Raw genomic sequence first — 19,883 nt, 5'->3', positions numbered from 1 at the left:
CCATAACAGACCACGTTCGAGATGCGAGCCCAAAGAAGGGGATAGAATCCTCTAGACCTTGATCGGTGACAGAATTTGAGCATCCTCCAAGGGAGACAGCCATAAAGGTGATAACCAAGATCGAGGCTGACACGACCAGTACCACTAATGCCACTCTGTTAACTTTTTTCATTTTCTCCAATGAAGGCAGTTTTGTTCAAGTTCTTTTTCTTCCTCCCGTCCCGCTACCTTCTTTGGTTGCATAGGACGTTGCCCCGTTTGAGTTATCGCCTCGCGGCTGAGCAATATTATTCTGCAACGTTTTTAGCCTTATTTCATCTACGCATGTATGCGGCGGTTATATCAACTCTTTACTAATAAACTACTCATTTAACTGCCACTAAGACGTACTTTTCATCATCGTCTATGGCTATTTGCACATTCAAATTGGCTTCCACCATGAACTGACTCACTATATCAACACTGGGAAGTTCTACTTTTGCCATGTCGCCTCCCATGTCTTTGTGCATCTTGTTTATGTGATTGCGCCCCTGAGAGTGGCAAATAGCCAGTTTTCCGCGCGGCTTTAACAACTCTGCCATTTTCTTTATACTGCCCTCTTTGTCAGGAAAGTGGGGGAAAGAGGAGTAACAAATCACTAGGTCAAAAAGGTCATCGGTTTCAAAAGCCATGACATCAGCTAAAACAAAATCTACGTTCGGATAGGTTTGTTTTGGAAACTTTTCTCTGGCAAGGCGAAGCATATTCTTGGAGTAGTCCAAACCGACTACCCGACCTGTTGGGCCAATTGACTCAAGAAGATATGGTATTAGCACACCTGTGCCACAGCCTACGTCCAGCACGTGGTCACCAGGCTTAGGTTTAAGAATGTTCATTATGTCCTTTATTTTTCTGGGGTCGTGGTGGTTTTTGCTATCCCACTCGGTGGCTACTTTATCAAAGAATGCTTTTTGGTTCAGATCCATACCTGTTTTTCACCCTTTCAAAGTAACAGGATTTCGGCTTCTCTCGTGCACGTTCGCCTGTCTATGCACTAATAGTGTTACCAAGGGAGGAATGGTAAGTATTTGAATAACAATTCCAGGTAGACCTATGACGAACATGCTGTAAAGAAAAGCTGTTAGCTTGAATGGTAGCCCAAGAACAAAGTTGAAAAGAATCCAGTTTGCCAAGATAGAGACCAATCTGCCTATGAGCATTGCTGAGATCATGGAAACATACGTGTTTTTCTTAAAGTTTCTGTATAAGAGCGACGTAGTAATACCATAAGTGAATAGTTCAGCGGTCATTGTAAAAACCGTGGGCACTGGAGGCATTCCTGTAAGGAAAAAGCTAAGAAGTGGAGTGGTTATGCCAACTAGTGCGGCAAACTGCCATGGCAGCAGAAAACCAGCAACTAAAACGGGTATGTGCATTGGTAAAAACATGGGGCCACCAAAAGAAAGTATGTGAAAAACCATGGGTAATAGAACACCCACAGCGATAAGCAACGCGGTCAGCGTCAAGAACTTAACTTTTGGATTCATCAGTCAGTGCTCCTTTGCATAGAAGTTGCCAATGGTAACATCAGTGTAATATTCTAAACCAGAATTATGTTAATCACCTAAGGTCTAAGCTTTTTCTAAAATGGGATTGAAATTCAAAGAGACTATTTTTGTTGGTTCTGGTAAGTTTTCTTTTGTTATTTCCAGCACGTCCAGTTGCTCATAAGGATGGTCTTTGACGAATGCATCAAGATCGCGTAGTACAGTTTTTAAAAAGAAGCTGGCATACTTCGTCTTGTAGTGCATGGGAATAGCAATGTTAGGTTTTAGTTGGTCAATGACCTTCCATGCTTCATCAGGGCCAATTGTGAAGAATCCCCCTACGGGTAGAAATATGACATTAGGCTGGCCCAGCGCTTCGAGTTCTTTTTCTGTTAGCAGAGTACCTAAATCACTTAAGAATGCCAAAACCATATTTTCGGCTTCGATGCGGAACAAAGAGATCTTGCCTCTTTTTGCTCCTTGGGCATTGTCGTGGAAGTAGGGAATGGCGGTGATCTTTACCCCATCAAATTCTTCTGTACCTTCTTTAAGCACTTTTTTGAACGCTTTTACTTTTTTAACACAGTTATGATCGCCGTGTTCATGGGACACAAGGACTAAATCCACTTCGGGGAAGGAAGCTTTGTAGCCAGTGGAAGGGTTGTAAGGGTCAGTAAGTATCTTCACGTTTCCTGTTTCAATAAGGAAACATGAATGTCCAAGCCATCTGATTCTCATGTTGTTTCCACCTCCTTCTAAGGTTGATTGGGATTTACAGCTACGAAGGAGCCATTTTGTGAGCTGGATTGGTAAGCAGCTTCCAAAACGAGCTGAGCGCGATGGCCTTCTTCAAACGTGGGGGTATGATCTAAAATTTTTCCATCTGCTACCGAGCTTAAGAACCAAAGCAAACTTGTCAGGTGCGTGTCTACCATAAAACCCTGAGAAAGCTTCGAGTTTGGGTAAAGTTTTACTATTCTTTTGTAGAATGGATCGTTAGCTAAGAACCGGGAATCTGGGTAAATGCGTTGCCCTTTTTCATCATAAAAGATGGGGGAGTAGGGGTTGTGGTCCAAATCGATAAACAGAGAGCCTTTGTCACCGTAAATCCACATACGATTAGCATCGTTGCCCACGGCGAGCCGGGATGCCTCAATGGTTCCCTTAACGTCGCCTTGTACCTGCAAGCTTAAAGAAGCCCAGTCGTCTACATCTACCTGCTGGAATATGCCTTCTGAGTTTTTACGCTGCTTTACGATGGTGTCAGTCAAGCAGCTTACTGAATGAATTTCTCCAAGCAGGAACCGAACCAGGTCTATTAAGTGGATACCGAGGTCTGCCAAGGCACCGCCACCGCTTTTATTCTTTTGTAATCTCCATGTCATTGCTTTTTCTGGCATGAGGTAGCTTGAGTGTAGCAGTTCCCCACGAAAAGCATAAGGGCGACCAATAACACCTTGTTTTATGGCAGCATGAGCGGAAGCCACAGCTGGGTTGAACCGCATTACGAATGCTACTTGATTTACGACGTTACTCTTTTGAACCTCTTCAACCATGAGCTTTGTCTGTTCACTATTGTTTGCAAGTGGCTTTTCACAGTAGATGTGTTTCCCTGCTTGAGCAGCCAATAAGGTTTGCTGGCAGTGGAGAAAATTCGGGGTGCATATATCTACTACGTCTAAATCTTCTAGCGAGACTAGCTTCTCCATGGTATCGACTATCTCTGCAAAGCCGCAGCTTTTGGCTGTTTCCACGTTTTCCATGGGGTGAGTGCTATAAAGTGCTTTCAAGTTAATGCTAAAATCCACGGGAACATTCAGTAGAGGTAAATTCCTAAGCCCAAGCAGGTGGGTTTTGGCTATGGTTCCTAATCCAGCTAAACCGTAATTGATCTTCATGTTTTCAATCCTCACAGTTCCACCTGGGTTACCTTGCTTAGGTAACGAGGTTTGTCCGGGTTAATGTTTCTTAAGCGAGCCAAATAGAACGCAAATAGCTGAGCAAAAGTAACTTCAGAGAAAGGATAGAGCAGGTCATGGTTAGAGGGCAGTTCAAACCAAGCATCACCGAGCTTCAAAGCTTCTTCGTTGTCTGAAATTACAAGCACATGTGCTCCCACCTGTTTAATCCTTTCTATGACGTTTAGGCTGGCAGGTAATGTGGCATCGGCTGGTGCAAATATGATAACGGGCGACATGTGGCTCAAAATGGCAATGGGTCCATGCAAAAAGTCCACAGATGACATGCCCCATGCATTTATGTAACAAGCCTCTTTAAGTTTCAGAGCTGTTTCCTTTGCGGCACTGTATGAAAGACCTGTGCCAAGAATCACTAGGTTCTGTGCCAGCATGTATCTTTGTGCCAAGGCTGATACTTGCTCTTTATGCCTTAAGATAGTTTCTACTGAAGTAAGGAGCGATACATCATCTAAGGGTTTATCTGCCAAGGCATAAGCTAACATGAGGAGAGAGGCCATAGAAGCGGTAAAGCTTTTCGTAGCGCACACACTTTCCTCTTTGTTCGCCTGCATGTAGATGGCATTTTCACCAGCTAGTTTATAGAGTGTACTCTCTTGGTTATTTGCTATGCCAACGGTTAGAGCGCCTTCTTCTTCTGCACGCTTTACGGTTTCACATACGTCGTCGGTCTCTCCAGATTGCGAAACGCCTACTACCAAAGCTTTGGATATATGAGGTGGATTCTTGTACAGGGTGTACACAGAACCAGTACTTAACGCAGAAGGAAGGTTCGCTATGAGTTGAAACGCATACTGACCATAAATGCAAGCGTTGTCTGAACTACCTCTGCCAGATAACAAGGCGAACTCTGGAGCATACTGTTTTATGCGTGATGCAATTGCCTTAACGTTATCTGATTCCCGATCAATTAGCCTTCTTAGTACTTCAGGGACTTCCTCGATTTCTGCTAACATTCTAAATTCTTGTTCGTTCACTGTATTTACCTCCTTGCTACTACATGGTTGCTAACTATGATGGTGGCATTCTTAATGCCTCAATTATGATTTCAACTATCCTTTCTCCTTCTCCACGCTGCAGCAGGGTGGAAAGGGTTTCATACCCACCTTCATCATAGGCGCTCATGTCGGGAATGTAGCCAATGTAATCAGACGCATACCCCACAACAAAAACCTTCTTAGGTTTTAGTGCTTCTTCTATTTGCTTTCCCAATGTGGAAAATAACTCTCCTGGCACACCAACAAAGCTTACTTCTCCAAAATCCAGAATGTGTAAGGCTGTTTGGATAAGTTGAGCGCCATTTACAGCAGTGCTTGTTCTTATTAAGCTCTCTATGCCTTCAACCTTTGATTCCCAAGGTCGAAGGTTTTGTTCTCCTCTTGCTCTGGCGCGCTGGAGTTCTTCTTGTGCCTGCCTTAGCATATTTCGAAGAACATCCATGGGTGGCATTTGCTTTATCTTCAACTGAACCGGTATGGTGATGGCTTGGAACTTATCAGGGTCTAAATCAATTTCTTTAGTGTTTGGTATGCATCTTATCAAGCTGTCTTGTACGACCTTTGCGACGCGTTCTATCTCATCAAAATCGGATTTCTGCCGATAAAAGCGCGTGCTGACATCACCTGCTGCGCCGTTGAAGAACACGGCAAACTTTAAGTTATTTACCTGCTCAGTGAGCAAAGATGCAACTGTTCCAGGGAAATCAGCGCTTATTAAGTGATTTTGCTCGTGTAAAACGGTGGGATGACATCCGAAGTTATAAAGCAATGCCTTGCTACCGTCTTCACTCTGTATTATTAGCATCTTGAAAGTGGGTAGTAGTTCCTCTGTGTTAAGCTCTCGGCGATTACCAAACACCCTTTGAGTAAAGGGGCATTCTCCAAACAGTAGCTTTCCTGATTTAACATCTTTCATTGATTCCAAAGCACTATTTACAGTCTGCTCCACCGTGTACTCAAAAAGAGTGCTGTCGATATTTCCCACAGCCTGCACTTTTCCATCAGGAGTTAGGAGTTTTGTGCTTTGAAGCCCTTCAGGACCTGAATGGGTATGGGTTGCAGCTATGAGAATATGGTCTTTGGGAATGCCTGTGTGGCTCTCAAGTTGTGAAGTAACAGCTTGAGAGAAATCCAGAGAAACGGCAAGTGTGTCAAGCGCAATGAGGAAAAACTTTTGGTGTTCGGCAAATTCCAAATACAGTGCTTTTGCGTAAAGATCGTCATGAACACCTTCTGCTTTTCTCTGCCCAAGAAATCCTGCCATTTGTATTCCCAGTGGGGGTGTAATAGTTCTTTGAGAATATCCGTATTTAATCATTCTGTGCCTCCAAGAAGTGCTTTATAGCGAGCAAGACTCCTTTATCTTCATTGGAACTTGTAACAAAAGAAGCCTTACTTTTCGTAAAATCGTCGGCATTAGCCACGGCCACAGAGAACTTGACCACGTCGAACATGGTGGCATCGCTTTCATTGTCTCCAATGGCCATGACATGTTCAGGATCGATGCCGCAAATTTGCAACATGTGCTGTAGAGCACTGCCCTTTGTGACGCCAATTGCCATTATGTCCAAACAACCATCATCTGCTCGCATAACATCGATCTTGTCACCGAGAAGTTCTCTGAGCTCTTCTTTTAATTGGTTTAGATACTCTTCCTCAAGTATGATGGATACTTTTCTTACACCGACTATGGCTTCTGGTGGTATGTCAGAAAGATCAGTGTTTACCACAGGAGCGGGCTCTTTTTCTGTAAACACAGGTACTTCTGGTCTTTTGTAGCAAATCATGCTGTTGCCCCGATATAGGTAAAGGTTGCAGCGGTATCTCTTTCTTACCAAATGGTCTATGATAGCTTTTACTACATCTTCCTCGATAAACTGCTGATAAATGATTTCCTCCGTAACGGGGTCAACAACAACTGCTCCAGCTTCGCATATGACTGGCACATCTATGGGGAATCTATATGCGAAGGTTTTCACCGAGGGGTAGCCTCGTCCAGAAGCGATTGTTAACTTCACTTCTGGACTTAGCATGCCCTTTATCTCTTCTACATACTCTTGCGGCAGCTCAGAGTTATTGTTTAGCAAGGTGCCATCCAAGTCTGTAACGATAAGTTTCTTGACGTCCTTGAGCCTATCCCTTATGTCCTCTAAGATCTTGTCGTTGCTAATCTGCTCTTGCATAGATGAGATTTCCCTCTCCTATGGTGGCTTCCACCTGGAGCGTTTCTTTATTCAAAATTACCATGTCAGCCATGGACCCTTTCTTTATGGTTCCGCGATCCTTCAGGCCTATGGACTTTGCAGGCAGTAGCGATGCACATGTGAAAGCTTCTGGCAGAGAAAGCCCACCGATGTTAATAAGATTTCTAAAGCCCTTATCCATGGTAAGTACTGAACCAGCTAGTGTTCCATTTTCTAACCTAGCTGAGGTTTCGTCGACGATTATTGTCCTATTCCCCAGAGTGTACTTGCCTGGTTTCCCTAAACCTGCTGCCATGGTGGCGTCAGTGATGAGTACCAGCCGATCTTTGACGTACTTGCACATGATTTTCATGGTAGCAATGTGCGTGTGAACCCCATCTGCGATGAACTGTAAATAGAATGGATAAAGTAAACCCGCACCTATGAGACCTGGCTGCCTGTGTTGAAAGGGGCTCATGGCGTTGAAATAGTGTGTTATGGAGGTCGCTCCTTTTGCATAGGCTTTGGCAGCTGTTTCATAGTCTGTGGACGTGTGGCCCAAAGAAACACTAACGCCATACCCGGCGAAAAGTTCTATCATGTCCAGATGTCCTTCAATCTCAGGAGCCATGGTAACCATGAGAGCCTTGCCTTCACTAAGAAGCTCCATGATGTCATCTCTGTTGGCTTGCCTAAATAGATTTGGATCCATGGCACCGGGAACTTTCTTGCTAATGAATGGCCCTTCCAGATGAAGTGCAAGTGGTTTCGCCCCTTTTACCTGGGCAAAGCTATTAGAAAGCTGCATTATGGGCTTTAGTGTTTCAACAGGTGCACCTGTGGTAGTAGGAAGAAATGCTGTGGTACCTGTAGAGGCAAGCTTTTCTGCCATGCTGCCTATGGCCTCCAATGTGCCTTCCATGGTGTCATGGCCTGCGAATCCATGAATGTGAACATCGACAAAACCAGGCCCTACTACGTAGTCGGTTAAATCTACCAGTTCAACCCCGCTTTCGGGTGGTTCAAATGAAACTTGCTCGACGCGTGAATTGTTCACTTCAATGTAGACAGTGCCGTCAATGGGCTCTGGTGCGTAAAAGTGGTCTGTCTTTATCACATAGTGATTACTTTTAATTTCAATGGTCATTATGGCGTGCCTCCTAAAACTCCTGTTTTACTTGTTGATCCAGATGCGGTACCCGTATAGGTCTCTGTATTTTTCTTTTAATTTATCGTTGAACTCCGGGCCACCGTCAATGTTTGCACTCATGAGTACTGGTGGCTCAAAGTTATTTGCAAGCATTTCCTCGATGGCGAAAACTACTGTTTGGTTCAGAAGTAAATCTGCAGCAATGGAGGATGTACCACCCACTTTTGTGTAGAGTCCTTCTATTTCCACTGCAGCGTCTCCAGGTATGCTATGGTTATCTAGCACCACGTCTGCAAGTTCGAATAGTCTTTTCCCACTAGAGTGCCTGGATGTGCTGTTTTTACTCACTTCTAAGGCAGTCACAGCGATTAAAGGTACATTCTTGGATTTCACAAAGGATGCCATTTCTATAATGAAGGGATTTCTTCCCGAGTTTGATATGATCACTACACAGTCCTTTTCTCTTAGATCCCAACTTTCTATGAACTTTGTTCCTACACCTTCAATGGTTTCGTAACGCCCGAAGGTTTCTTCCATGACAGCTTTCGCTGGCAGCAAGCCACCAGCTCTGCCAGCAATTTCTATGGAAGCAGCATAGGAATGGCCACTGCCAAAAGCCTGTATAATGCCACCATTCATGATGCTCTGCGCCATCAAGTGGCCAGCTTGTTTCATGTGTTCCTCTTCTCTTTCCAATAAGGGAATCAAATCTTTAATCACTTGAAAGTATTTCATTGTAGTATTCTCCTTTCTCTTTGTACGGGGCGAATAAAAACCCAACCCGCGCCAAATGGAGTGGGTAAAGAAGCTGCTGGCACTAGACCAGCAGCTTCTTCTTTTTTAACTCTTCCACTAGATCGATATCTCTGTCTGCAGGTGTCCTTTTTGGAGTGATGCGATAGCCGTAGGCTGTAATCTTTTGGTATGTTTGAGCATCTTCTGACGTTACTGCTATCCACGGGAATACCATCACAGGCTTTGTGCCTGGAACAGGCGCCTGATTTCCCACGTTCACCGATTCAAACTTCAGCCCGCCGTCTAGCAGTCCTAAGGCATCCTCAGGTGTTTTGGCAATGACTAGCGCTGCACCAGGTTGATTTTCTAGTGTCTTCAAATAATCTATAGCTTCTTTCACTCCCAACACTTTGGTAGGAAGACCCCTGGCAGCTTGAGGCAGCATAATCTTTTGTATGGGGTCAACGGCAACTTTGTCGTTTACTACTATGATCATATTCGCCCCGTAGAAAGAACACCACGTAACTGTTACCTGACCGTGTATGAGTCTGTTGTCAATGTGAAGATGTAGTTTCACTTATACCAACCTCCTTGAGCGAATTTTAGCTGTTTTCAAGTGAAGCTCTGAGCAGTTGGGTGAGATTTTTTATGGATTCAACGCCCGCAGTCATAGCGTTAGCTGAAAGCTCTTGAAGAGAGCTACTTTCTCTAAAGCTTACTATCTCCAGTAGCATGGGCAAATTAACACCCGTAATTACTTCCACATTTTCGTTTAGTAGATAAGCTGCAGCGTTACTGGGGGAGGCACCAAACATATCTACAAAAACCAGTACGCCGCTACCGTCGTCAAGCATCTTAACAGCACTTAAGATTCTTTCTTTGAGTTCATCGATGCTGTCGCCTTCCTTTAAAGATACAAAATCCACCTTTTCTTGGGGTCCAGCTATCATCTGCATAGCATCCAATAATCCTTCTCCGAGTCTGCCATGGGTCACAATTAACATTCCTACCATGTTTCACTTTTCCTTTCTCTTTAAGCTAAGATTCCAAGAGCACCGCACACAATACCAATAACTACTAACAGGAACAGTATCTGCAGAATGCTCCATTTTCTGGAACGTAGCAGCCAATAAACCAAGAAGACAAAGGTCAGTGGCAGTAAATAGGGCAGTAGCTGGTCGAGGAATGTCTGTATCTCTACTACTTGCTCAACGGTTTTGCCTTCAACGACCACGGTTCTAGCAAATTTAAGTGGCGTCTTCACCGAAGCTAAGATGGATGGAATAAAGCCACCCATGACTCCCAAAGCGAACATGCTTGCAAGGTCTGTAATGGTAGTGAGTGCTCTGCTGCCTGCAGTCTTCACTAAGTTTATGCCCTGGTTGTATCCTAGCCAAAAACCGGGGAACATTACGTAGAAATAGATGAATCCTAAGATCAGCATGAGAACAGCTCCAAACCAATTTCCACTTAAGGCCATGCTGGCAGCAAACACCGCGAAGATAGGCTTCATAAGAATGGCCGCAATAGTGTCTCCTATACCAGCCAAAGGTCCCATTAATGCTACTTTGATGCTGTCTGCCACTTCTGGCTGTTTCTGTTCTTCCAAAGCACAAGCGGCCCCAAAAATTGTTGGAGAACCAATAAATGGATTGGTGTTGTAGAAATTAAGGTGCCTTTTGATGGCTTCGAAGTATTCATCTTCGCTGGGATAAACTTTCTTGAGTATTGGCATTATGGAATAAGCGAAGCCGAGTGCTTGCATTCTTTCGTAGTTCCAAGACAGCTGAAGAGTGAAATTATGCCGTAGCATAGCTGTTACCAGATCACGTCGTGTCACATTAGTTTCTTCCAGGGGTTGAGGCCCTGTAACAAGTTCTTCTTCACCCATTTCTTCGGCTTGTACGCTTTCTACTCGCTCAATGCGAGAAGACAAGTAGTTGTAAATAGCTACCACAGCGAGTACGGCAAGCATGATGCCAATAAGTGGCATCTTTAGATAAGCGAATAGGACAAAACCAAGAACGAAGAATCCCCAGTACTTAGGCAGTGGCAGGTATGTAAGCAGTATGCCAAAACCTAGAGCTGGCAATAGGTGTCCCATGGCGGTAAAGCCGTTGGTCAACCAAGCAGGAATGACAGAAACCAAGTTTTGAATGGGTCCTGCTCCAAGCCAGATAGCAAAGAACAGCGGTATGGCTCGGCTTAATCCCCAAGGCAACTGACCTAGCCAGTGCATCCAAACAATACCTCTTTCATTGTGAGTTTCTGCATAATGGTCAGCACCGTGAATAAATACTGTAGTAATGGTTCTACCTAAGATGTCAAGTTGAGTCATGAGTAATGAGACAGGTACAGCGACAGCGATTCCTTGAGTGATGGCAACTGAAAGGGGCTCATTAGATAATGCAGCTACAGCTGTACCTACGATAGCACCAGTCATGTAGTCGGGAATAGTGGCACCGCCGTACGTCCACAAGCCCAAAGACATGAGTTCCAGAGTACCTCCGATGGCTAAGCCAAGAGGAACGTCTCCAACAATGAGTCCAGTGAACAAACCGGCAACAATGGGGTCAGCGAACTGCCATGCAGGTCCTAGATGAGCAAGAATGGCAAAGTAACCATAAAGTGCTAATAGTAATGCAATTCCTACACTGTAACCTTCCATTGATACTACACCTCCCTGTGAATCGATTACGCCCCGATGCAGGCGTTAAACCACATATGTGTGTCAGGATCCACCTCCTTGGAGGCGTTACACTGCTTTCCCACCTCCATTAGTAATTCTAATACGAATGCACGCTAAGTTCACGTTATAAATTTCTTATTTTTGTTAAATACTTCTCGATTACACTTTGGTTATATTCATCAACCTCTTGCTTGTTCGCCATGAGGGAACCGTTGAAGTAGACATCTGGAGTAAAGCCCCCATCAAGAAGGTTTTTTACGGTTTGAACAACTAGCGAATGCATTATAAAAGATCCTGCAATAGTAGATAAAGCACCAACGCCCATGGGCAAGGCTTCAAAAGTCAATGCGGCATCGCCAATGGGGCAACAGTTGTCAATGGTCACAGTGGCATAATCCTTCAATTTCTTTCCAGAGGAATGCAAAGATCGCAAATAATCTGAATACTGCGTCGACGTTATGGCTATAACATTTACGTCCCTTTCTTGGCAAGCTTTAGCTACTTCAATAGGGACAGCGTTGTTACCGGAATTGGAGATGACTATGAGGACATCTGGTGGCGCTATGCGGTGATAATCAACGACAATTCTGCCAATGCCTTCTACCTTTTCTAAATACTCTGACTTTGTTATTTCCTGATGTCCAGTCAAACTTGGTTCTAAGATGGCGTGAATGTTTGCCAGCGTTGCTCCCCGCCAAAACACATCTTCAGCTACCAAGTGCGAGTGTCCAACACCAAAAGTGTGTATGATACCGTCATTTCTTGTGCATGCGGCTAAGATGTCCGAAGCTTTTAGCAAGTTCTCGCGCTGGGTACTGCTAATCTGTGTAAGGATGTTGCTTACAACGTTCAAATAGTCGTTCAAGGGATCTCTTTCCATTTTGCACCTCCTAGTTGCTTTGATTGTACAGTAGCGTCTTCTATATATATGGTGATTAAAAACATTGTTCTAGTGTTTTTCTGCAGAATTGCTTGATTCCACTGAGCTGAATGTACTAATTTGTAGAATATTTTCCCAAAGAACTGGTAATATACTGTTTAGATGGGTTCAACAAAAGAACCCATACAAGAAACCATTCACGATTTAGGAGGTGTTTAACCTTGGCAGAGGTGAAACCAGATTACACGTTGGACATGAGGGGAGAAGTTTGCCCAGTTCCAGATGTGGAGACCAGAAGGAAACTAAAAAGTATGAAGAGTGGCGAAGTTCTAGAGGTTCTTATTGATTACCCACTCTCTAAGGAACGTATCCCGGCTAGCGCGCCGAAAGAAGGAGGAGAAGTACTAAGCATTGAAGAAACTGGCCCCAGCGAATGGCGCATCGTCATCAAGAAAAAGTAGTAGCACACGCTAATTGTGAATCACTTTTAGAAAAGGAGGTACGACTATGCAAGGCACGTTGATTGGTGGACTCATTGTTGGTCTTCTGTTTGGTTTCCTGCTTCAGCGCTCTAGAATGTGTTTTAACTCTGCTATTAGAGATGTTCGCTATTTTAAAGACAATTGGTTGTGGAAACAAGGACTAATGGCAATTGCAGTGGAAACCATTGGGTTTCAGCTGATGGCTGCTATAGGTGTAATTAAGCTGAACCCATCAGCATTCATTCCTGCTGCTCAGATTGTAGGTGGTTTCGCATTTGGTATGGGTATGGTTCTAGCAGGAGGCTGCGCTAGTGGTGTTACTTACAGAATAGGTGAGGGGAATGCCGTAGCGATTATTGCTGCCACTTTTTACGCCCTTTTTGCCGGAGCTGCTAGAAATGGAAAACTAAAACCCATTACTGCTCTGTTTGGCAAACCCATCACTGTTACCATGGAGAACCCAGGAGTTTATGCTGCCAAAGATGGACAGGTAGCCCCAACAGTTGCTAATTTACTGGGTATCGATCCATGGATTGTTGCGATTGTTTTTGCTTTGATCATCTTTGCATATTTGTTCTTCACCAAGACTTCTCAGAGGAAAGCACCCATGCACTGGACTGTGGGTGGAATTCTAATTGGTCTTGTGGGTATGCTGGCTTACTGGTCTAACCAGAGCTACAGTTTAGGTATTACCGGTGGTTGGATTAACTTATTTACTGCTACTTTAACTGATGCACCTTATAACTGGATCGGTATGGAAGTTTTCGGCATCATCATTGGAGCATTTATTGCTGCTTTAATTTTCAAGGAGTTCAAGATCCGATTCCCGAAAGATCCCAAAGCTTATGTGTATGCTGTCATAGGTGGCGCTTTGATGGGTTGGGGCGCTGGTGTGGCCGGAGGTTGCAATATTGGGCACTTCTTGAGCGGTGTGCCTCACTTGGCAATCAGTTCTCTTCTGGCTACTGCATTCTTCATACTTGGTAACTGGTTCATGTACTGGTTGCTTTACGGGAGGGATTAGTAATGCACATTGTTTTACAGGTAATTAATCCGCCTTACAGCTATGAGGATATGGATAGCGCTATAAAGATAGCTGATGCGGCTTTGAAGAAAGGTCACAAGGTATCCATCTTTTTATTCGCTGATTCTGTGCTTTCCGTGAACACCAAAGTTAGGCCAATCAGAATAGATAGGAATATACCAAATCTGCTCAAAGACTTGGCTGACAGGGGAGCAGAGATCCATATCTGTGGACTTTGTTTTGAATATCGTGGACTTGACATTGAAACGGCTACGCCAGGTGCTGAGCTTAGCGGCGTGCCTGAGATGGCTACGCTACTGGCCACAGCAGATCGCTACGTCAACTTCGCAGTGTAGGAGGTGGCTAGAATGAGAAAAGTGTTGTTTGCAGTCTATCAATCCCCTGTGGGCTCCATTTGGGTCAATGAGGCATTTAGGTGCGTCTTTGGTATGTATGCTGAGGACATAGAGCCTGCCGTTTTGTTGGTACGCGACGCGGTTATTGCTTTGAACAAAGAAACCAAACCAGAACATCTTGGTTTGCTTCCACTAAATACCACATTTAAGTACATTGAGCGTTATGGGACAAAGGTTTACGCTGTAAAAGAGTGCTTGGATTGGCGAAAGATAAAAGAAGAGGACATCGATCCTAGGTGGCATGCTGAACTCATATCAGAAAAGGACTTGCCAAAGCTTTTGCACGAGTATGATACCGTGCTGTGGTTTTAAGAAGGAGGTGCCAGTGATGTCGCTAATAATGGTGAAATTCAGCCCAAACGGAAAAATGCTGAACTCGCTGCTCTTTGATGCTGCCATGGACGGGGACGATCTGCTACTCATACAGGACGGCGTGCTTTATGCTGTAGCTAAGCCAGAACTTGTGGACGAACTAAAAGAGCGCGGCGTGAATGTTTACGCTTGCAAAGACGACTTGATTGCGCGAGGTTATGATCCAAGCACTGTAAACGCTAATGTGGTGGACTACGAAGGCATTGTAGACCTGATTGAGAAAAATCCTAAGATAATTAGCTAAAGGCTGGTAAGCTTTTTGCACAACGTTTTGGTGTGCGTTGAGATGCAGGGGAAGGGCTCCTCATCAAAGATGAGGAGCCCTTTTTATTTCCTTACATTGCTACTATGCTAAGGCTTTTGACATACCTTCCAGAGCTTGCTTAAGTAGTGTGCGAGGCATAGCATAGTTCACTCTTAGGAATCCTTCTCCACCGGGACCGAACATGGTTCCTTCTTCCACGGCAACTTTTCCTTCATGCAGTAGCTTCTGGCTTACTTCAGCAGAGCTCATATGGAGCTGCCTTATGTCAAACCACGCTAGATAGGTTCCCTCTGGCTCTATTACACTTACCGTGGGCATTTTTTCCTGTAGAAATGTTTTTATGAACTGCAAGTTTTCCTGCAGATAGTCAAGAAGCAAATCAAGCCATGGCTCACCGCAACTGTAGGCTGCCTTAGTAGCCACAATCGCAAACAGATTTGTTTTGTTCAATGCTAAAGCGAACATGGCTTCCTCAAATGTTTTTCTTAACTGTTCATCCGGAATAAACAAGTTTGTGTTTTCTAAACCTGCCAAATTGAAGGTTTTGCTAACTGATGTTGCAGTGATTGTGCGTTTCGCTAGCTCTGGCGCTACATTTAAGAGTGGATAATGAACGTTGGGAGGAAAAACAAAATCTGCCCAGAGTTCGTCATCAAAAATCACTACATCTTCATATTTGCTGAGTACGGCTGCAAGTTCTTTGAGTTCTTCTTTGTTCCAAACACGTCCCACGGGATTATGTGGACTGCAAAAAATGAACATTTTTGCTCCTTGACTTAACTGTTTATCCAAATCTTCCAAATTCATGGTGTAACGACCACTGTTGTTTAGCATTAGCTGGTTGTACAGCACTTGCCTCCCTGCTAGCCTTACGGTTCTTTCAAAAGGTGGGTAAACGGGTGGCTGGATGATAATACCATCTCCTGGCGAGGTAAACGTTCTTACAGCTACGCTAAGAGCAGAGATGGTACCTGGTGAAGTAACAATCCAATCATGCTTCACGTCCCAGCCGTGCCGCCTTTGCCACCACCGGGCTACCTCTGCGTAGTACTGCTCGTCTACGGTGGTATAACCAAATATGCCATGCTGAGCCCGCTCTTTAATTGCTTCCACCACTTCGGGAGGACTTCTAAAGTCCATGTCCGCTACCCACATGGGAATCGCATCATCGGTACCATAAACGTTCTTAAGGCCATCCCACTTGCTGGAGTTGGTACCTTTACGGTCTACCACTTGGTCGAAAAAGCTTTTATCCAACTAAAACACCTCCCAAAGTCCATTCTACTATGGAGGTAATTCCTATGGTCTAACACTTGTCATTGTGTAAGCTTGCTTTATTCAATAGCCTCTTCAGGAATAGCAACGATCGTGAAGATGTAATTTAAAATGGAAATGCTTGTGGCAAAATGAGTTCTTACAGCTAAGAGTGTAGGGCGATATTAATTCTTAACTGTAGTGCGCTAGCAAGTTTTTGCAGGAGGTGAAGGCTGATGACTGCACTTGTATTGGTTTTTGTTCTGTGCGCTGTGGCCTCTGGGCTGTTATCTGTTATTCGTACGAGTTGGAGTCTGATGACTGTACTTGTATTGGTTTTTGTTCTGTGCGCTGTGGCCTCTGGGCTGTTATCTGTTATACGTACGAGTTGGAGTCGGGTTTTAAGTTTGCTAATCGGCCTATTTGCTACGGGCTATGGCTGTTTCTACGAATTGGGTATTGCAGCGGAACACATTCAGTTTTCTGTGTACAAAGCTAACATATCTTTTATCTGGACTGGTATTGCTAGAGTTTTATGGCCCACAGTGCTCGTTACGCTGATCTTAGTTTATCTGGCTTTGTTCGACATCAAGGAGAAACATTGGATCGAGCAGTTCGTTGCACTTAGTTTAATTGGCAGCATAGGTGTCTTCTTAGTACTCACCTCCAGGACTTATCTTTCCATGTTTTTGGCGTGGGAAATCATGCTTTGGTCTGGATTTTTCATTGTGCGATTAACCACACATGAAAAAGATGTTGTGAAAGCGAGCTTGGTTAGTAATGTTTTTTGGTCAACCTTGTTCTTGGTTGCAGTCATTTTGCTTTCTGCATACGGTTGGGATTCCAGTTATGGCGCTGTTGCAGAAAAGTTAACTTCCTTCAATATGCCGTCAGTGCTTGGGTTACTGCTTCTTTTCTTGGTGTTCCTTAGTAATATGGGCGTGTTCCCGTTCCACTTTTCAATGGAACGCACATTGAAAAGTGTGGATCCTGTTGCTGCTGCTTACCTCTCGGGAGCTACAACCAAGGCAGGGCTTTTCGGTATGTTATCCATGTCTTTGTTTACCGGAGCAGAATGGCTTTCGCACTTTGGGTCTTTGGTTTCTTTGCCTGTTGGAAGTTTGGTAATTGGCGGCGTGGTAATAGCTGGAGCGGTATACTTCACCCATAAGGCTTTGAAATCTGACGATTATCTAACCTTACTCAGCTACATTTCCAGCCTACAGCTCTCTTATGTTGCGATCATATTGCCCTTCATGCCCATGGAAGTGGATTATTTGCCTGCTGCATTCATAGGTACTGTTATGATGGCCTATGCTCACAGTTTGTCCCAGACTGGTTTGTATGTGGCAGCTGGCTGGTCTACGGAAAATAGCTTGTCTAGTGAAGGTGAAGAGACTAAAGAGTCAGTGGAGCAATTACCTCTATGGCGTAGGATGCCTTACACCAGTGTTTTGTCTTTGATCAGTGGTTTATCTGCCACTGGTTTGCCACCTTTAATTGGGTTCGGTGCTTTATACATGATTTACACAGCCTTCTTCGAGATGGATCTTTATGTGCTTCCTGGTTTGCTCCTGCTAGTTACCTTGTGTTTACTACTTTGCACGATAAAGTATCTTGGTAGCTTCCTTCTCGTTAAGAAACCCAGCGGCATTCGCGAAAGAGGCATTGTGAGCATGTTGGTAAGCATTTTGATCAGCGTCGGAATTCTGGGTTTAGGTGTTTTCAATACCAGCTTACAAAAACTACTAAGCAAACCTCTCAAGTCCTTGTCGGAATTCTTTGTGTTTGATTTCAACACACAAACCGCTGCGGGTAGTTGGAATAGTTTGTACGTTTTCGCCATTCTGATAGCGGCAGTGCTCATGGCAGCCTTGGTATGGAGTTTTGGCTCTAGCGAGGAAGCAGGCGGATCTACCAATTCCAATAGCGAAGAAAGTTCTCCTGATTTGCCTGCTGCAGATCATGACTCTGATGAGTTTCCAAAAGAAGGTGATAACCTATGACCATAGAGAATATTTTGGGTGCCTTTGTCCTTTTACTGCTACCGCTGTTTTACATGTTTGTTGGCCTTTTTCTTGTTGGCGTTTTTCAGTGGTTGAGGAACCTAAGTAAGCCAACCGACCAGCATGTGCCTTTCTGGAAGCCTTTTACGGATGTGGTAGCTTTTTTCAAGGAGCCTTCTACCGATTTGGGTTGGCTACCAAACCTCCTGTTTATTCTTGCCTTGGCAGTGCCTGTATTCTTGGTATGGCTGCTTCCGTTCACTTCTGTGCCTACCATGGCAGTTCACGGCGATCTTTTAGTTGTGAGCTTTGGGTTATTTGCCAGCTCTTTGCTTATGAATCTGGCGGCAAAGTCGTTAGTAGAAACTTCTGATAAATGCCAGCACGCTCATGGATGGAACGTTTGGGCTGTTGATTTGTCTTTGGTCCTTGTGGCTTTCGTTGTGGCAGCTACTGTGGGGTCGCTTAAACTTACTGACATCGTGAATGTGCAGTGGGGAGACATACTAAGTGGTAGTAGCCCCAGTGCTTTTAGTTTCAAAGATTGGCTAATTGGTAAACTGCCTTTAGCAGGGTTGCTGGGTATTGTTTCTTTGGGGGTTTATTTTGCAAACATTACTCAGCCGTTCAGACAACAGTGTTTGGAAAGTTTCCATAAGGGTGCTAGTAAATACGCCGGGATGCAGCTCTTAACGTCTTCTTTGAACGTTGCTGTGAGATTGATTCTCTATTCTCTACTGTTCTTGGGCCCCGGCTCTGTTTTAGTTACTACTCTGAAAGTACTAATGGTTTTTGTCCCTTCGGCTTTGATTGGCATGCTTGTCTCTATGGTGTCTTCAGCAAAACTCATGGGGTACTTAAATACTTTGGTGGTTGTTCTGTCGTTTATTAGTCTGGTCTTGACATCTTTATGACCTAACAATAGGAGGTGTGAAGGTATGCTGCAGTATGACGAGGCAGTGAAAACACTTTTAGGCATGCCGGAAAACTATAGAGAGTTTTTCGATTTACCAATGGAAGAGGGCAGTCCAGACCGGTGGTGGCTTTGGGTAAATACTCCAGAAGGCTTGGTAAAAGCACTTTCCGCACTGGAACTTGATCAATGGAGATACAAGTTGGAGGCAAAAATGTTAGAAGAAATGCGTGCCAAACCGACTATGAAGATATCTTACGATGAAGGTATGCAGCGCTGGTATGAGAAAACTAAAGCTGCCATTGTTAGCGACATAACCAGGAAGTTAAAGAAACACTTGCGTGATCTATGACGGCTTTAAAGGTAAAAGTAAAGGTTTCAACGTTAATACACCTGCGCAGTAAGAGATTTGATCATACGTGCATTCATACACATGAGAAAGTACATTGATAATTTCCTCTGCTACGATATAGAATTCTTCATCATCCCATAGGCTTTGGTAATGCTTCCTGCAGGTTTCCAAATTAACCCGTTTTTCGAAGGATATGTCGCCTATGAATACTGTTCCTTGCGGCTTAAGAAGTGTGGCCAAACTTAGGAGTATTTCAATCTGTTTTTCTTCATTTAAGTGGTGTAGCGCGTACGTACTTATTACATAATCATAATTGCCTGCTTGCTCCAGTAAACGTTCGGGCAGCCCGTTAGAGAAATCCCACTGGATAAAGGTTGCATCTGGCATCTTTTCTTTGGCAGCTGTTAACATATTTGGAGAACAATCTAATGCGGTTATGCTGCTTCCGGCTTCATAAAGCATTGAAGAAAGTACACCTGTACCTACTCCCAAGTCAAGAATCTTGGCATCGTTCTTAGGATTCACTCGGTCCCAAATAAATGAAAGTACTTTGCTGTAGCCGGCAAAAGGGTATTCGTTATTGTGGTCAGATTCAAATACATCTCTATCGTATTTTTTTGCCCATCTGTCGAACAGGTTTTCTTTAGAGAAATTCACTTTTT

Annotated in this window: 23 protein-coding genes; 8 read left to right on the top strand and 15 right to left on the bottom strand. The window is 44.2% G+C overall.

The features are described from left to right. Window positions 1–365 precede the first annotated feature (365 nt). The 13 genes from COPRO5265_RS06900 to COPRO5265_RS06840 all read right to left on the bottom strand — a co-directional run bounded on the left by COPRO5265_RS06900 (window position 366) and on the right by COPRO5265_RS06840 (window position 12,137). Complete coding sequence (locus COPRO5265_RS06900) at window positions 366–965, bottom strand: class I SAM-dependent methyltransferase (protein WP_012544486.1); 600 nt, start codon at window positions 963–965, stop codon at window positions 366–368. A 9-nt stretch (window positions 966–974) separates the two neighbouring features. Then, window positions 975–1,526: an ECF transporter S component gene (locus tag COPRO5265_RS06895; protein ID WP_012543956.1), complete on the bottom strand. Its 552-nt coding sequence runs from the start codon at window positions 1,524–1,526 to the stop codon at window positions 975–977. An 84-nt stretch (window positions 1,527–1,610) separates the two neighbouring features. Beyond that, the gene (locus tag COPRO5265_RS06890; protein WP_012543432.1) at window positions 1,611–2,264 is read right to left on the bottom strand and encodes an MBL fold metallo-hydrolase; all 654 of its coding nucleotides are present in this window, start codon (window positions 2,262–2,264) and stop codon (window positions 1,611–1,613) included. Window positions 2,265–2,281: 17 nt separating this feature from the next. Beyond that, entirely contained in the window at window positions 2,282–3,424 is a 1,143-nt protein-coding gene (locus COPRO5265_RS06885) for a Gfo/Idh/MocA family protein (protein ID WP_012544823.1), read from the bottom strand. An 11-nt stretch (window positions 3,425–3,435) separates the two neighbouring features. Continuing rightward, a complete protein-coding gene (locus COPRO5265_RS06880; protein ID WP_143708134.1) occupies window positions 3,436–4,479 on the bottom strand; it encodes an SIS domain-containing protein in 1,044 nt (347 codons plus the stop codon). Between the two features lie 34 nt (window positions 4,480–4,513). Then, window positions 4,514–5,818 (bottom strand): neutral/alkaline non-lysosomal ceramidase N-terminal domain-containing protein, encoded by a 1,305-nt coding sequence (locus COPRO5265_RS06875; protein WP_012544327.1) that lies wholly within the window; start codon window positions 5,816–5,818, stop codon window positions 4,514–4,516. Further along, window positions 5,811–6,683 carry a Cof-type HAD-IIB family hydrolase gene (locus COPRO5265_RS06870; protein WP_012544656.1) on the bottom strand — a complete coding sequence of 291 codons (873 nt, stop codon included), beginning with the start codon at window positions 6,681–6,683 and terminating at the stop codon, window positions 5,811–5,813. Before COPRO5265_RS06870 ends, COPRO5265_RS06875 begins: the two co-directional genes overlap by 8 nt. Further along, the gene (gene nagA, locus COPRO5265_RS06865; protein WP_012543818.1) at window positions 6,667–7,830 is read right to left on the bottom strand and encodes an N-acetylglucosamine-6-phosphate deacetylase; all 1,164 of its coding nucleotides are present in this window, start codon (window positions 7,828–7,830) and stop codon (window positions 6,667–6,669) included. Before nagA ends, COPRO5265_RS06870 begins: the two co-directional genes overlap by 17 nt. 27 nt (window positions 7,831–7,857) lie before the next feature. Beyond that, on the bottom strand, window positions 7,858–8,568 hold the full coding sequence (locus tag COPRO5265_RS06860) for an SIS domain-containing protein (protein WP_012543931.1): 711 nt from the start codon (window positions 8,566–8,568) through the stop codon (window positions 7,858–7,860). Between the two features lie 82 nt (window positions 8,569–8,650). Further along, entirely contained in the window at window positions 8,651–9,145 is a 495-nt protein-coding gene (locus COPRO5265_RS06855; RefSeq protein ID WP_012544733.1) for a PTS system mannose/fructose/N-acetylgalactosamine-transporter subunit IIB, read from the bottom strand. Window positions 9,146–9,170: 25 nt separating this feature from the next. Further along, a complete protein-coding gene (locus COPRO5265_RS06850) occupies window positions 9,171–9,581 on the bottom strand; it encodes a PTS sugar transporter subunit IIA (RefSeq protein WP_012543587.1) in 411 nt (136 codons plus the stop codon). Window positions 9,582–9,601: 20 nt separating this feature from the next. Beyond that, window positions 9,602–11,236, bottom strand: coding sequence for a PTS system mannose/fructose/sorbose family transporter subunit IID (locus COPRO5265_RS06845; protein ID WP_012544107.1), 1,635 nt, complete (start codon window positions 11,234–11,236; stop codon window positions 9,602–9,604). 145 nt (window positions 11,237–11,381) lie between these two features. Next, window positions 11,382–12,137 (bottom strand): sugar isomerase domain-containing protein, encoded by a 756-nt coding sequence (locus tag COPRO5265_RS06840; RefSeq protein ID WP_012544879.1) that lies wholly within the window; start codon window positions 12,135–12,137, stop codon window positions 11,382–11,384. A 254-nt stretch (window positions 12,138–12,391) separates the two neighbouring features. Here COPRO5265_RS06840 and COPRO5265_RS06835 point away from each other — a divergent pair, with 254 nt between their 5' ends. Genes COPRO5265_RS06835 through tusB form a run of 5 tightly spaced genes read left to right on the top strand, consistent with a single transcriptional unit; the run spans window position 12,392 to window position 14,675 of the window. Further along, on the top strand, window positions 12,392–12,598 hold the full coding sequence (locus COPRO5265_RS06835; RefSeq protein ID WP_041736189.1) for a sulfurtransferase TusA family protein: 207 nt from the start codon (window positions 12,392–12,394) through the stop codon (window positions 12,596–12,598). Window positions 12,599–12,644: 46 nt separating this feature from the next. Then, on the top strand, window positions 12,645–13,643 hold the full coding sequence (locus COPRO5265_RS06830) for a YeeE/YedE family protein (protein WP_012544311.1): 999 nt from the start codon (window positions 12,645–12,647) through the stop codon (window positions 13,641–13,643). A 2-nt stretch (window positions 13,644–13,645) separates the two neighbouring features. Further along, window positions 13,646–13,999, top strand: a complete 354-nt coding sequence (locus tag COPRO5265_RS06825; RefSeq protein WP_012543679.1) for a DsrE/DsrF/TusD sulfur relay family protein — start codon at window positions 13,646–13,648, stop codon at window positions 13,997–13,999. Window positions 14,000–14,011: 12 nt separating this feature from the next. Continuing rightward, window positions 14,012–14,371: a DsrE family protein gene (locus tag COPRO5265_RS06820; protein ID WP_012544510.1), complete on the top strand. Its 360-nt coding sequence runs from the start codon at window positions 14,012–14,014 to the stop codon at window positions 14,369–14,371. 16 nt (window positions 14,372–14,387) lie between these two features. Next, a complete protein-coding gene (gene tusB, locus COPRO5265_RS06815) occupies window positions 14,388–14,675 on the top strand; it encodes a sulfurtransferase complex subunit TusB (RefSeq protein WP_012543866.1) in 288 nt (95 codons plus the stop codon). A 102-nt stretch (window positions 14,676–14,777) separates the two neighbouring features. Here the strand turns inward: tusB and COPRO5265_RS06810 are convergent, their stop codons facing one another. After that, window positions 14,778–15,953 carry a MalY/PatB family protein gene (locus tag COPRO5265_RS06810; protein ID WP_012544371.1) on the bottom strand — a complete coding sequence of 392 codons (1,176 nt, stop codon included), beginning with the start codon at window positions 15,951–15,953 and terminating at the stop codon, window positions 14,778–14,780. A 233-nt stretch (window positions 15,954–16,186) separates the two neighbouring features. Here COPRO5265_RS06810 and COPRO5265_RS06805 point away from each other — a divergent pair, with 233 nt between their 5' ends. From COPRO5265_RS06805 to COPRO5265_RS06795, 3 genes are read left to right on the top strand one after another with little or no spacing between them, the layout of a single operon-like run. Next, window positions 16,187–17,956 carry a proton-conducting transporter transmembrane domain-containing protein gene (locus COPRO5265_RS06805; RefSeq protein WP_012544775.1) on the top strand — a complete coding sequence of 590 codons (1,770 nt, stop codon included), beginning with the start codon at window positions 16,187–16,189 and terminating at the stop codon, window positions 17,954–17,956. Next, on the top strand, window positions 17,953–18,870 hold the full coding sequence (locus COPRO5265_RS06800) for a hypothetical protein (RefSeq protein WP_012543647.1): 918 nt from the start codon (window positions 17,953–17,955) through the stop codon (window positions 18,868–18,870). The genes COPRO5265_RS06805 and COPRO5265_RS06800 overlap by 4 nt, the downstream gene beginning before the upstream one ends. A gap of 24 nt (window positions 18,871–18,894) precedes the next feature. Beyond that, window positions 18,895–19,221, top strand: a complete 327-nt coding sequence (locus tag COPRO5265_RS06795) for a hypothetical protein (RefSeq protein ID WP_012544342.1) — start codon at window positions 18,895–18,897, stop codon at window positions 19,219–19,221. On the opposite strand, the gene COPRO5265_RS06790 is transcribed toward COPRO5265_RS06795, so the two are convergent. Next, window positions 19,216–19,878: a class I SAM-dependent DNA methyltransferase gene (locus COPRO5265_RS06790; protein ID WP_012543504.1), complete on the bottom strand. Its 663-nt coding sequence runs from the start codon at window positions 19,876–19,878 to the stop codon at window positions 19,216–19,218. The two genes, COPRO5265_RS06795 and COPRO5265_RS06790, sit on opposite strands and share 6 nt — an antisense overlap. Between the last annotated feature and the right edge of the window lie 5 nt (window positions 19,879–19,883).

This window comes from Coprothermobacter proteolyticus DSM 5265 (genome assembly GCF_000020945.1).
GTDB classification, from domain to species: Bacteria; Coprothermobacterota; Coprothermobacteria; order Coprothermobacterales; family Coprothermobacteraceae; genus Coprothermobacter; species Coprothermobacter proteolyticus.
The sequence above is the reverse complement of the archived record's forward strand: the minus strand, read 5'-3'. Positions and strand labels throughout refer to the sequence as shown.

Excerpts from the sequence above, each read along its gene's own strand:
- nagA (WP_012543818.1), bottom strand. The coding sequence starts at position 7,830 with ATGACCATTGAAATTAAAAGTAATCACTATGTGATAAAGACAGACCAC.
- COPRO5265_RS06820 (WP_012544510.1), top strand. The coding sequence starts at position 14,012 with ATGAGAAAAGTGTTGTTTGCAGTCTATCAATCCCCTGTGGGCTCCATT.
- COPRO5265_RS06825 (WP_012543679.1), top strand. The coding sequence starts at position 13,646 with ATGCACATTGTTTTACAGGTAATTAATCCGCCTTACAGCTATGAGGAT.
- COPRO5265_RS06885 (WP_012544823.1), bottom strand. The coding sequence starts at position 3,424 with ATGAAGATCAATTACGGTTTAGCTGGATTAGGAACCATAGCCAAAACC.
- COPRO5265_RS06850 (WP_012543587.1), bottom strand. The coding sequence starts at position 9,581 with ATGGTAGGAATGTTAATTGTGACCCATGGCAGACTCGGAGAAGGATTA.
- COPRO5265_RS06860 (WP_012543931.1), bottom strand. The coding sequence starts at position 8,568 with ATGAAATACTTTCAAGTGATTAAAGATTTGATTCCCTTATTGGAAAGA.
- COPRO5265_RS06900 (WP_012544486.1), bottom strand. The coding sequence starts at position 965 with ATGGATCTGAACCAAAAAGCATTCTTTGATAAAGTAGCCACCGAGTGG.
- COPRO5265_RS06895 (WP_012543956.1), bottom strand. The coding sequence starts at position 1,526 with ATGAATCCAAAAGTTAAGTTCTTGACGCTGACCGCGTTGCTTATCGCT.
- COPRO5265_RS06870 (WP_012544656.1), bottom strand. The coding sequence starts at position 6,683 with ATGCAAGAGCAGATTAGCAACGACAAGATCTTAGAGGACATAAGGGAT.
- COPRO5265_RS06890 (WP_012543432.1), bottom strand. The coding sequence starts at position 2,264 with ATGAGAATCAGATGGCTTGGACATTCATGTTTCCTTATTGAAACAGGA.
- COPRO5265_RS06835 (WP_041736189.1), top strand. The coding sequence starts at position 12,392 with ATGAGGGGAGAAGTTTGCCCAGTTCCAGATGTGGAGACCAGAAGGAAA.
- COPRO5265_RS06795 (WP_012544342.1), top strand. The coding sequence starts at position 18,895 with ATGCTGCAGTATGACGAGGCAGTGAAAACACTTTTAGGCATGCCGGAA.
- tusB (WP_012543866.1), top strand. The coding sequence starts at position 14,388 with ATGTCGCTAATAATGGTGAAATTCAGCCCAAACGGAAAAATGCTGAAC.
- COPRO5265_RS06805 (WP_012544775.1), top strand. The coding sequence starts at position 16,187 with ATGACTGCACTTGTATTGGTTTTTGTTCTGTGCGCTGTGGCCTCTGGG.
- COPRO5265_RS06800 (WP_012543647.1), top strand. The coding sequence starts at position 17,953 with ATGACCATAGAGAATATTTTGGGTGCCTTTGTCCTTTTACTGCTACCG.
- COPRO5265_RS06830 (WP_012544311.1), top strand. The coding sequence starts at position 12,645 with ATGCAAGGCACGTTGATTGGTGGACTCATTGTTGGTCTTCTGTTTGGT.
- COPRO5265_RS06840 (WP_012544879.1), bottom strand. The coding sequence starts at position 12,137 with ATGGAAAGAGATCCCTTGAACGACTATTTGAACGTTGTAAGCAACATC.
- COPRO5265_RS06875 (WP_012544327.1), bottom strand. The coding sequence starts at position 5,818 with ATGATTAAATACGGATATTCTCAAAGAACTATTACACCCCCACTGGGA.
- COPRO5265_RS06845 (WP_012544107.1), bottom strand. The coding sequence starts at position 11,236 with ATGGAAGGTTACAGTGTAGGAATTGCATTACTATTAGCACTTTATGGT.